Raw genomic sequence first — 10,617 nt, forward strand, 5'->3', positions numbered from 1 at the left:
CGCATCACCGATTTCGTATCTCCCGAAGGGTCATCAATGAGCAGGCTGGAGAACAAGACGGCGCTGGTCACCGGCGCCAGCCGGGGCATCGGGCGCGGTATCGCACTCCGACTCGCCCAGGACGGTGCCGTCGTCGCCGTCAACTACTCGAACAACGAGGCCGCCGCGAAGGAGACCGTGGCGCTGATCGAGGAGGCCGGCGGCCGTGCCTTCACCGTGCAGGCCAGCCTGGGCGAACCCGGTGCGGTGGAGAAGCTGCTGGACGGGGTGCGGGCCGGCCTGGTCGAGCTCACCGGTTCCGCGAGCCTGGACATCCTGATCAACAACGCCGCCGCCACCGGGTTCGCCGGCGCCGGCCCGAGCTCGGTCACCGAGGAGATCCTCGACAACTGCTACACCGTCAACGCCAAGGCGCCCTTCCTGCTCATCCAGAAGGCGCTGGAACTGATCCCCGACGGCGGCCACATCGTCAACATCTCCTCCGGGGTCACGCACTCCGCGTTCCCGATCCAGATCGCCTACGCGATGAGCAAGGCCGCCCTGGAGCAGATCACCCTGCACATGGCCCCGGTGCTGGCCCCCCGGAACATCACCATCAACACCGTCGCCCCCGGCATCACCGACAACGGCGACCCGGTCTTCGAGAACCCCGAGGCGGTCGAGCAGATGGCCGCGCTGTCGGTGTTCAACCGCGTCGGCGAGGTCTCCGAGGTCGCCGACGTCGTCGCGTTCGTCGCCTCCGACGAGGCCCGCTGGATCACCGGGTCGTTCGTGGACGCCACCGGCGGCACCCTACTCGGCTGAGGAGCCCGCACATGAGCAACGAGATCCAGTCAGCGGTGGGCTTCGCCCACGCCAAGCCCGAGAAGGCGGAGGAACTGGCCACTTTGCTGGTCTCCTTCGCCGAACGTTCCCGCAACGAGGAGGGCTGCCTGGGAAGTTGGATCAACCAGGACGCCGACGACCCCACCCTCTTCGTCTTCTACGAGATCTGGGCCACCCGCAAGGATCTGGCCCGCCACATCGCCCAGCCGTACATGAAGGAGTTCCTGGCCGGCCGGAACGCGTACCTGGCCAAGGAGCTGGAGGTGCGCCCGCTGCACCTCACCGGGCCGGCGCCGCAGCAGAGCGCCGATCCCGCGGAGATGAACCAGCGGTACCTCGACGCCTACGCCGCCCGGGACGTCGACGCGATCATGGCCGTGTACGCGCCGGGCGCGGCCGCGGTCTGGGAGCCCGGCAAGGCGGTCAGCGGTGCCCAGCACCGCGAGGCCGTCACCGAGTTCCTCAAGCGCGAGCCGAAGCTGTCGGCGAAGGTCAGCGAGAGCTACGTCGCCGGCGACACCGCCGCTCTCGTCGTCGACTGGAGCATCGAGGTGCCCGGGGCGCCGGAGATGACCGGCACCGGGCGCGGCCTCGACGTCCTGAAGAAGAACGCCCACGGCGAGTGGCGTTACGTCATCACCAACCCGTTCGGGAGCCAGTGACATGAGGATCGAAGGCAGTGTCGCGGTGGTCACCGGTGCCGCGAGCGGCATCGGCAGGGCGATCGCGGAGCAGCTGGCCCTCGCCGGCGCGCGCGGGGTCGTCGTCTCCGACATCGACGGCGAGGCCGCCGAGAAGGTGGCCGCCGGCATCGGCGTCGACCGGGCGATCGCGGTCCGGACCGACGTGGCCGACGAGGCCGCCGTACAGGCGCTCGTCGAGCGGGCCCGGGAACGGTTCGGCGACGTCGACCTGTTCGTCTCCAACGCGGGCCTGACGGTCACCGGCAGCTTCGACGCCTCGGACGAGGACTGGAAGAACGCCATGATCGTCAACATGATGTCGCACGTGTACGCGGCGCGTGCGGTGCTCCCGGCGATGCTGGAGAACGGACGGGGCCATCTGCTCCAGACCATCGCGGCCTGCGGTGTCCTCACCGCGTTCGGCGCGGCCCCGTACTCGGTCGCCAAGCAGGGCGCCGTGGCCTTCGCCGAGTACCTCGCCGTCGAGTACGGCCACCGGGGCATCGGCGTCTCCTGCCTGATGCCCCAGGCGGTCAACACCCCGATGCTGGCCGCCAGCGTCAGCAGCAACGAGCAGCTGGCCCTGCTGAAGGAGCACTCCGAGGTCCTCGAACCCGAGCAGGTCGCGCAGGCCGCGCTCGCCGGGATCGAGGAGAACCGGATGCACATCTTCACGCACAAGGGCTCGGCCGACTCCTTCCGGCTGCGCGCCGACGACGCCGACGCGTGGGTGGCGCAGATGCGCGCGATCCGCCACGGCGGCCGCCCCTGACACCCGGCCGGGCCGACCGCCGACACCGGTGCGGGGCGCGGTTCGACGCGCCCCGCACCCGTTTGCCGCCCCTCCACAGGAAGGAACGTCATGTCCGAGGAAACACTGCGGCTGGCCGTGATCATCGGCTCGTCCCGCGAGGGCCGCACGGGCCCGGCCGTCGCCCGCTGGTTCGTCGAGGAGGCCGAGTCCTGTGCGATGTTCGACCTCGACGTCATGGACCTGGCCGACGTCGACCTGCCGATGACGCTGACGCAGGCCCCCGGCGGCGAGTCGGCGAGGCTGCTGGCCTCCGTGGCCGAACGGCTGGACGCCGCCGACGCGTTCGTCGTGATCACGCCCGAGTACAACCACAGCTTCACCGCCCCGCTGAAGAACCTGATCGACTGGCACCGCACCCAGTGGTACGCCAAGCCGGCCGGCTTCGTCTCCTACGGCGGCCTGTCCGGCGGCCTGCGTGCCGTGGAGCAGCTGCGCCAGGTCTTCGCCGAGCTGCACGCCACGACGATCCGGGACACGGTCAGCTTCCACAACGTCTGGCAGCACATCGGCGAGGACGGCTCGCTGCGCATGCCCGACGCCGCCGTTCCCGCCAAGGTCATGCTCGAAAAGCTCCAGTGGTGGGCGGCCGCCCTCAAGGACGCCCGCGTCCGGCGCCCGTACGCGGCCTGAAGGGACCCGTCATGGACCAGCAGATACGCGTCACCGCGTTCGCCATGAACACCCCGACCCATCTGTCGCCGGGCACCTGGCGTCACCCCGACAGCCAGGGCCGCCGCTACAAGGACCTGTCGTACTGGACCGATCTCGCCCGCACCCTCGAACGCGGCCTGTTCGACGGCCTGTTCATCGCCGACGTCCTCGGCGCCTACGACGTGTACGGCGGCTCGCCCGACGCGGCACTGCGCGGCGGCGCCCAGGTCCCGGTGAACGATCCGATGATGCTCGTCTCGGCGATCGCGCACGTCACCGAGCACCTGGGCATCGCGGTCACCGGCTCGACCTCCTACGAGCACCCGTATCCCTTCGCCCGCCGCATGTCGACGCTGGACCACCTCACCGGCGGCCGGGTCGCGTGGAACGTCGTCACCTCGTACCTGGACAGCGCGGCCCGCAATCTGGGGCTCGACGGGCAGACCGGGCACGACGAGCGGTACGACATCGCGGACGAGTACCTGGAGGTCGTCTACAAGCTGTGGGAGGGCTCCTGGGAGGACGACGCCGTCAGGGCGGACGACATCTACGCCGACCCCGCGAAGATCCATCCGATCGCCCACGACGGCCGCTACTTCAAGGTGCCCGGCATCCACCTGTGCGAGCCGTCCCCGCAACGCACCCCGTTCCTGTTCCAGGCGGGCACCTCGGACCGGGGCAAGGACTTCGCCGCCCTGCACGCCGAGGCCGTCTTCGCCACCGCCCCGGAAGCGTCCCGGCTGCGCAAGCAGGTCGACGACATCCGGGCCCGCGCGGCCGCCGCCGGCCGTGACCCCCACGCCGTCAAGGTGTTCAGCGGCTGCACGGTCATCACCGCCGAGACCGACGCCGAGGCCCGCTCCCGGTACGACGACTACAAGAGCTGGATCGACTCCGACGGCATGCTCGCGCTGTTCTCCGGCTGGCTGGGCTTCGACCTGTCGCCCTACCGCCCGGACGACCCGGTGCACGTCGTGCCCAACCACGCGGTGCAGTCCATCGCCGAGTCCCTCGGCCAGGGCGACTGGACGGTCCGCGACATCCTGGAGAAGCTCGGGCTCGGCCACCCGCCGGTCCTCGTCGGCTCGCCCGCGAGGGTCGCCGACGGCATCCAGGAGTGGATCGCGGAGACCGGCGCCGACGGCCTGAACCTCGGCCACGTCGTCACCCCGTCGACCTACGACGACTTCACCGACCTGATCGTGCCCGAACTCCAGCGCCGCGGCGTCTACAAGACGCGGTACGCCGAGGGCACGCTCCGCCACAAGTTCCTCGGCCGCGGGGACCGTCTGGCCACCGGCCACCCGGGCACGCGCCACAAGCCCCCGGCGACTTCCAGGGAGACCGCATGAGTTCCATCAGCGTGGCGGACGGCTACTTCACGCTGTTCAACATCTTCCACACCGACGGCCCCGAGGGGCAGCGGCTGCTGTTCGACCAGTGGCGCGGCCTGCCCCCGGCGAACGTCCAACCGGGCCTGGTCTCGGGCAACTTCCACCGCGGCTTCGACGGCCTCTCGGTCGTCAACTACGCCCAGTGGGAGAGCAAGGAGGCCTACGACGCCTTCCTGAGCGAGCGCGCCACCCAGGGCCGGCTCGGCAGCGCCCTGAACGTCTCCCGCCTGGACACCATCCCCTGCGAGGTCGTCCACACCTGGGACCCGGCGCCCCGGATCAGCCTCGACACGCCCCGGTTCACGGTGGTGATCGTCGTCGGGTCGGCCCCCGAGGACCAGGCCGAGGTGCTCAAGGAGATGACGTACGACCCACCGGAGCTGGCCACGACACCGGGCTACGTCTCCCACGCCGTGCACCGGGGCCTGACCGGCGAGCACGTCGTCAAGTACGCCCAGTGGGAGGACGAGAAGAGCTTCCGCGCCTTCCTGGAACGGCCGCAGAAGCCGTCCCCGCTGGACGAGTTGGGCGTCGAGGTGCAGCTGTACTTCGGCGAGATCGAGTACATCCGGGAGCGGTCATGAGCGGCGCGTGGCAGGACGCCGCGGCGCTCGACTCGGCGGCGGAGGCGGCCGGTCACGGTGCCGCGGACGCGGACACGACCGGCAGGCTCGCCCCCGCGACCGTCGAGGCCCTGGCCGCCGCGGGCTTCCCGGCCGGCTTCGCACCGGCCGGACAGGGCGGCACCGGCGCCACGTTCGACGAGGTGACACGCGCCGTGGCGGCGATCGGCGAAGGGTGTACGTCCGCCGCCTGGATCGCCTCGCTGTGGGCGTACAACGGACGCTTCAGCGCTCATCTGCCGGACGAGGGACAGCAGGAGGTCTGGGCCAAGGGGCCGCGGACCCGGCTCGTCAGCTCGATGGTCGCGGCCGGTGTCGAGGCCGAGCCGGTGGAGGGCGGCTGGACGCTGTCCGGCACCTGGCTCTACGTCAGCGGGGTCGAGTTCGCCGACTGGGCGCTGGTGAGTTCGGCGCCGCCGCGCGAGGGCGACCGCTCGATCCGGGTGTTCGCCGTGCCCCGGGACTCCTTCACCCACCAGGAGACCTGGTCGACGCTCGGCATGCGGGCCACCGGCAGCCACACGCTGGTCGTGGAGCGGGCGTTCGTACCGGAGTACCGGTCGTTCGTCTGGGACGACATGCGCCGGGGGAAGCTGCCCGGTACCGGGTCCGCCGTGCACAGCGCACCGCTGTTCGCGGTGAACGGGCTCACCTTCGCGGCCCCGATCCTCGGCGCGGCACGGGGTGCCCTGCGTCTCGTCGAGCGCCATCTGGCCCAGCAGCCGAGCGGGGCCCGCGCGGCGGCACGGGAGTCGAGCCGGATCTCCTACACCCGCGCGGCGGGGGAGATCGACGCGGCGGCCCTGCTGCTGGCGCGGGCCGCCGAGACCGCCGACCGGGGGCGGCTCGACGAGGACGGCGTGGCCGAGCGCAGCCATCGCGACAGCACCCTCGCGGTGGAGCTCCTCGTGGGCGCGGTGGACCGGCTGTTCCAGGTGACCGGCACCCGCGGTCAGGCGACCTCGCACCCGATGCAGCGCATCTGGCGGGACGTCCACGCGGCGGGGTCGCACGCGGCCCTGCAGTTCGAACCGGCGGCCTTCGCGTACACCAGGCGGCTGGTCGCGGCCTGAGTCTCCCGCGTGCGGGCCGTTCAGCCGTGTGCGGCGGTCCCCTGGTCCGGTTCCACGAAGACCACGGGGACCTTGTTGTCCAGGACGACGCTGCCGAGCAGCCCGGCGAGTGTGTCGCGCTCGGTCTCGTCGAGGGCGGCCGGCAGCTGTTCGATGCGGCGGCAGGCCTCGGTGTAGAAGCGGTCGGCGAGCCGGGCACCGCGCGAGGTGAGCGCCACGCGCACCGCGCGGCTGTCCCGCGGGTCCGGTTCGCGGCGTACCAGGCCGTTGTTCTCGGTGCGGTCCACCAGGCCGGTGAGGCTCGATTTGGCCAGGCCCAGCATCGTGCACAACTCGCCCATGCCGTACGGCTGGGCCATCAGTACGCACAGCAGTTGACCCTGCTGCGGTGTGAGGCCGTGTTCCCGGCCCGCCTGGGCGTACACGGCATTCACCAGGAACGAGGACCGCACGAGTGCGGCCACCAGTCCCATCCCACCGTCTTCATTTTCGGCCACGCGCTCAGCGTATCACGCGAATATCGAAAGTTCGCAGCAGGAACTAACGAATCTCTGTAAGTGCTTAACAAAGATCTGTAGTTCTTGAAAACCTTATGTGTTGTGGTTCGGAGTACGAATCAGTTACGTTCGTAACCCGAACCCAACGGAATTCCTGCGTTTGTGGAGTGTGAATCATGAGTCGTACTGTCGCTGTCGTCGGCGGAGGTTACGGGGGCGCGGCGGTCGCCAAGGCGCTGGAGTCCGAGGCCGACGTGATCCTGATCGACCCGCGGGACGCGTTCGTCAACGTCGCCGGCTCGCTGCGCGCGCTGGCCCAGCCCGGCTGGGCGGCCAACATGTTCTTCCCCTTCGAGACGCTGCTGACCCAGGGCCGCGTGATCCGCGACCGCGCCGTCTCGGTGGACCCGACCGGCGTCACACTGGCCTCGGGCGAGCACGTCGCGGCGGACTACGTGGTCCTCGCCACCGGCTCCAACTACGCCTACCCGGCCAACCCCGCCGCCGACTCCGTCAGCGACGCGCTGGAGGACTTCCGCCGCTCGCACAAGGAACTGCTCGAGGCCGACAAGGTCCTGATCCTCGGTGCGGGGCCGGTCGGCCTCGAACTCGCCGGTGAGATCAAGGAGGTGTGGCCGGACAAGAAGGTGACCATCGTCGACCCGGCCGGCGAACTCCTTCCCGGCTTCAAGTCCGAGGTGGTCGAGGACCTGCGCGGCCAGCTCGACGCGCTCGGCGTCGAGGTGCGTCTCGGCACCGGCCTGACGGGCCAGCCGGGCACCGAGTCCGGCCGCGCCGGCGCTTTCACCGTCACCACCACCGACGGCGACGAGATCACCGCCGACGTCTGGTACCGCGCCTACGGCACGACCATCAACAGCGGCTACCTCGCTGACGGCAAGCTGACCACCCTCACCGAGCAGGGCCAGGTCCCCGTGACCGACACCCTCAACGTCAAGGGCCACGACCACGTGTACGCGATCGGTGACCTCACCGACGTCGAGGAGGCCAAGATGGCCGGCTTCGCGATGCAGCACGCCGAGGTGGTCGCCAAGAACATCACCGCCCAGATCAAGGGCGAGCAGCCCGAGGCCACGTACCAGCCCCTCGGCTTCCCGATGATCCTGCTTCCGCTCGGCCCGAACGGCGGTGTCGGACAGCTGCCCTCGCCCGACGGCCCGTTCCAGGCCCCGGCCACGATGGTCTCCGAGTTCAAGGGCTCGGACCTGTTCACCGGCCGCTTCGTCGGTCAGCTGGGCCCCACGGCCGCCTGACCGCACCGCATCACCTCAGCCCGCCGCGCGGGCTCGACGGTCCTCCAGGATTCCCCCGCCATGGACCGGCGAGCCCGCGCGGCGTTCGTGTTTCCCGCCCCAGGAGCAGACGTGACGTCATCCACCGCATCCACGGAATCCACCGGATCCACCGCACCCGTGAAATCCGCCGAAACCTTCCTGCGCATAGAGAAGGGCAGCCCCGACGAGTGCGAACTGGCGGCCCTCACCTCGGTGCTGCTGGCCCGCGCGGCCGCCCTGACGGACCTGACCGAGAACGACACGGACCGGATCGCCCGCCGCACAGCGGGCTGGCGCCGCCTCGAACGCCGCTCCGGCCCGAGCACCCCCCGCAGCTGGCGCGACGACACACCCCACTGATGAACGCCTCCGGCGTGGTCGGGCAACTCACCGTCGCCCCCTGCGGTCTGACCAGGACACGCCCCCGCGATCTCCCCCGCGCCATCACCCTCGACGCGGGCGGCATCCCTCTCTCCGCCCTGCTCGTCGAACCCCGCCCAGGCCCCCCGAGGGCCGTCGTCGTCGCCGTGCACGGAGGCGGAATGCGGGCGGGCTACTTCGACAGCCAGGTCCGCCCCGGACTCTCCCTCCTCGCCCTCGGTGCCCGGCTCGGCTACACCGTCCTCGCCGTCGACCGCCCCGGATACGGCAGTTCGGCCGCAGTCCTGCCCCGCGGACAGACCCTGACCGAGCAGGCGGTGACCCTTCTCGACGGCCTCGAAGCCTTCGCGGACCGGTACGACACCGGCGCCGGAATGTTCCTCGTCGCCCACTCCAACGGCGGGAAGCTCGCCCTCGCGGCGGCCGCCGAGACGCGTGGCCGTGCGCTGCTCGGCCTGGACATCTCCGGTCTCGGCAGCCGGCTCGCCGTAGGGCCGGACCAGCTGCCCGGGCAGAACGGGCACGGCGACTGGCGCCGCCACTGGGGCTCGCTGCGCCTCTACCCGCCGGACGCCTTCCGGCAGGGCCGGCACCTGGTCTCCCCGGTACCGGAACTGGAGGCGTACGAAGGCCCGTCCTGGCCCCGCAGATACCCGGCGATCGCCCGCGAGGTACGCGTCCCCGTCCGCTTCACCTTCGCCGAGCAGGAGCAGTGGTGGCTGTTCGACGACGACGCCGTGGCCGCCCTGAGAGAACCCCTGGCCGCACCGACGGTGGTCGTCGACCACCAGCCCGACGCCGGGCACAACATCAGCCTCGGCTGGGCCGCCCGCGCCTACCACCTCAAGGCCCTCGGCTTCCTGGAGGATCTCCTGCTCGCCGAGGACGCGGCCCCCGCCGGGCGGCCCACCGAACCGATCGGAGACGACACCCCACCGAAGGACAGGCAGAGATGAGCATCGACACCCTTGAACCCGCCCTCGACCAGCACCTGCTGCACGACGAGCCCGCCTGCGTCCTCGTACGGCCCGCGCTGCTCGCCGGCGAGGAGTGCGAGGCGCCCGACCCGTGGATCTTCCGCGGCACCGACTGAGCGCGACAGCACCGCCCCGCCCGCCCACCGCACCCACCTTCCCTGGAGAGACATGTCCCGCCGCCTGTTCACCTCGGAGTCCGTGACCGAGGGCCACCCCGACAAGATCGCCGACCAGATCAGTGACGCCGTCCTCGACGAACTGCTGCGCCAGGACCCGTCCTCGCGCGTCGCCGTGGAGACCCTGATCACCACCGGTCAGGTGCACCTCGCCGGCGAGGTGACCACGGCGGGGTACGCAGACATCGCCGCCCTCGTCCGCGCGAAGATCCTTCAGATCGGCTACGACTCCTCGGCGAAGGGCTTCGACGGAGCCTCGTGCGGAGTGTCCGTGTCCCTCGGCGCACAGTCCCCGGACATCGCCCAGGGCGTCGACACGGCGTACGAGAAACGGGTCGAGGGTGCCTCCCGAAGGGACGAGGGAGACGAGCTGGACCGCCAGGGCGCGGGCGACCAGGGACTGATGTTCGGTTACGCGACGGACGAGACCCCGACCCTGATGCCGCTGCCGATCGAGCTGGCCCACCGCCTCGCCCGCCGCCTCTCCGAGGTCCGCAAGGACGGCACGGTCCCCTATCTGCGCCCCGACGGCAAGACCCAGGTCACCGTCGAGTACCTGGGCAGCCGGCCGGTCCGCCTGGACACCGTCGTCGTCTCCTCCCAGCACGCCGCCGGCATCGACCTGGACGGACTGCTGACCCCCGACATCCGTACCCACGTGGTCGAGCACGTCCTGGCCCGGCTCGCCGAGGACGGCATCAAGTTGGAGACCGAGGACTACCGCCTCCTGGTCAACCCCACCGGCCGCTTCGAGATCGGCGGCCCGATGGGCGACGCCGGCCTGACCGGCCGCAAGATCATCATCGACACGTACGGCGGCATGGCCCGGCACGGCGGCGGCGCCTTCTCCGGCAAGGACCCGTCCAAGGTGGACCGTTCGGCGGCGTACGCGATGCGCTGGGTCGCCAAGAACGTCGTCGCCGCCGGACTCGCCTCCCGCTGCGAGGTCCAGGTCGCCTACGCCATCGGCAAGGCCGAACCCGTCGGGCTGTTCGTGGAGACCTTCGGCACCGGGACCGTCGGCCAGGAGCGGATCGAGAAGGCCGTCACCGAGGTCTTCGACCTGCGCCCGGCCGCCATCGTCCGCGACCTGGACCTGCTGCGCCCGATCTACTCCCTGACGGCGGCGTACGGCCACTTCGGCCGCGAGCTGCCCGAGTTCACCTGGGAGCGCACCGACCGGGCCGGGGCGCTCCGGACCGCCGCGGGAATCTGACCTCAGCAACCA

At 70.9% G+C, this 10,617-nt stretch carries 13 protein-coding genes; 12 read left to right on the forward strand and 1 reads right to left on the reverse strand.

The genetic code is table 11. From position 1 onward, the window contains the following. Window positions 1-36: 36 nt before the first annotated feature. From M2157_RS26705 to M2157_RS26735, 7 genes are all read left to right on the forward strand, one after another. The gene (locus M2157_RS26705; protein WP_348541806.1) at window positions 37-804 is read left to right on the forward strand and encodes an SDR family oxidoreductase; all 768 of its coding nucleotides are present in this window, start codon (window positions 37-39) and stop codon (window positions 802-804) included. An 11-nt stretch (window positions 805-815) separates the two neighbouring features. Next, complete coding sequence (locus tag M2157_RS26710) at window positions 816-1,487, forward strand: antibiotic biosynthesis monooxygenase (RefSeq protein WP_280866386.1); 672 nt, start codon at window positions 816-818, stop codon at window positions 1,485-1,487. Window position 1,488: 1 nt separating this feature from the next. Further along, entirely contained in the window at window positions 1,489-2,280 is a 792-nt protein-coding gene (locus tag M2157_RS26715; protein WP_280866387.1) for an SDR family oxidoreductase, read from the forward strand. Window positions 2,281-2,370: 90 nt separating this feature from the next. Then, entirely contained in the window at window positions 2,371-2,952 is a 582-nt protein-coding gene (locus M2157_RS26720; RefSeq protein ID WP_280858322.1) for an NAD(P)H-dependent oxidoreductase, read from the forward strand. Between the two features lie 11 nt (window positions 2,953-2,963). Then, window positions 2,964-4,325 carry an LLM class flavin-dependent oxidoreductase gene (locus tag M2157_RS26725; protein WP_280866388.1) on the forward strand — a complete coding sequence of 454 codons (1,362 nt, stop codon included), beginning with the start codon at window positions 2,964-2,966 and terminating at the stop codon, window positions 4,323-4,325. Next, window positions 4,322-4,951 (forward strand): antibiotic biosynthesis monooxygenase, encoded by a 630-nt coding sequence (locus M2157_RS26730; protein WP_280858319.1) that lies wholly within the window; start codon window positions 4,322-4,324, stop codon window positions 4,949-4,951. Before M2157_RS26725 ends, M2157_RS26730 begins: the two co-directional genes overlap by 4 nt. Further along, window positions 4,948-6,063, forward strand: a complete 1,116-nt coding sequence (locus tag M2157_RS26735) for an acyl-CoA dehydrogenase family protein (protein ID WP_280866389.1) — start codon at window positions 4,948-4,950, stop codon at window positions 6,061-6,063. Before M2157_RS26730 ends, M2157_RS26735 begins: the two co-directional genes overlap by 4 nt. Before the next feature lie 20 nt (window positions 6,064-6,083). On the opposite strand, the gene M2157_RS26740 is transcribed toward M2157_RS26735, so the two are convergent. Continuing rightward, a complete protein-coding gene (locus M2157_RS26740; RefSeq protein ID WP_280859049.1) occupies window positions 6,084-6,536 on the reverse strand; it encodes a MarR family transcriptional regulator in 453 nt (150 codons plus the stop codon). A 200-nt stretch (window positions 6,537-6,736) separates the two neighbouring features. On the opposite strand from M2157_RS26740, the gene M2157_RS26745 reads away from it, so the two are divergent. The 5 genes from M2157_RS26745 to metK all read left to right on the forward strand — a co-directional run bounded on the left by M2157_RS26745 (window position 6,737) and on the right by metK (window position 10,605). Next, on the forward strand, window positions 6,737-7,834 hold the full coding sequence (locus M2157_RS26745) for an FAD-dependent oxidoreductase (RefSeq protein ID WP_280858317.1): 1,098 nt from the start codon (window positions 6,737-6,739) through the stop codon (window positions 7,832-7,834). A gap of 111 nt (window positions 7,835-7,945) precedes the next feature. Next, window positions 7,946-8,215: an acyl-CoA carboxylase subunit epsilon gene (locus M2157_RS26750; RefSeq protein ID WP_280866390.1), complete on the forward strand. Its 270-nt coding sequence runs from the start codon at window positions 7,946-7,948 to the stop codon at window positions 8,213-8,215. Further along, window positions 8,215-9,192, forward strand: a complete 978-nt coding sequence (locus M2157_RS26755; protein WP_280858315.1) for an alpha/beta hydrolase — start codon at window positions 8,215-8,217, stop codon at window positions 9,190-9,192. Before M2157_RS26750 ends, M2157_RS26755 begins: the two co-directional genes overlap by 1 nt. Further along, window positions 9,189-9,329 carry a hypothetical protein gene (locus tag M2157_RS26760; protein ID WP_280858314.1) on the forward strand — a complete coding sequence of 47 codons (141 nt, stop codon included), beginning with the start codon at window positions 9,189-9,191 and terminating at the stop codon, window positions 9,327-9,329. Before M2157_RS26755 ends, M2157_RS26760 begins: the two co-directional genes overlap by 4 nt. Before the next feature lie 52 nt (window positions 9,330-9,381). Next, window positions 9,382-10,605 (forward strand): methionine adenosyltransferase, encoded by a 1,224-nt coding sequence (gene metK, locus M2157_RS26765; RefSeq protein ID WP_280858313.1) that lies wholly within the window; start codon window positions 9,382-9,384, stop codon window positions 10,603-10,605. The last annotated feature ends 12 nt before the right edge of the window (window positions 10,606-10,617 follow it).

The organism is Streptomyces sp. SAI-127 (assembly GCF_029894425.1).
In the GTDB taxonomy this organism is placed as follows: domain Bacteria; phylum Actinomycetota; class Actinomycetes; order Streptomycetales; family Streptomycetaceae; genus Streptomyces.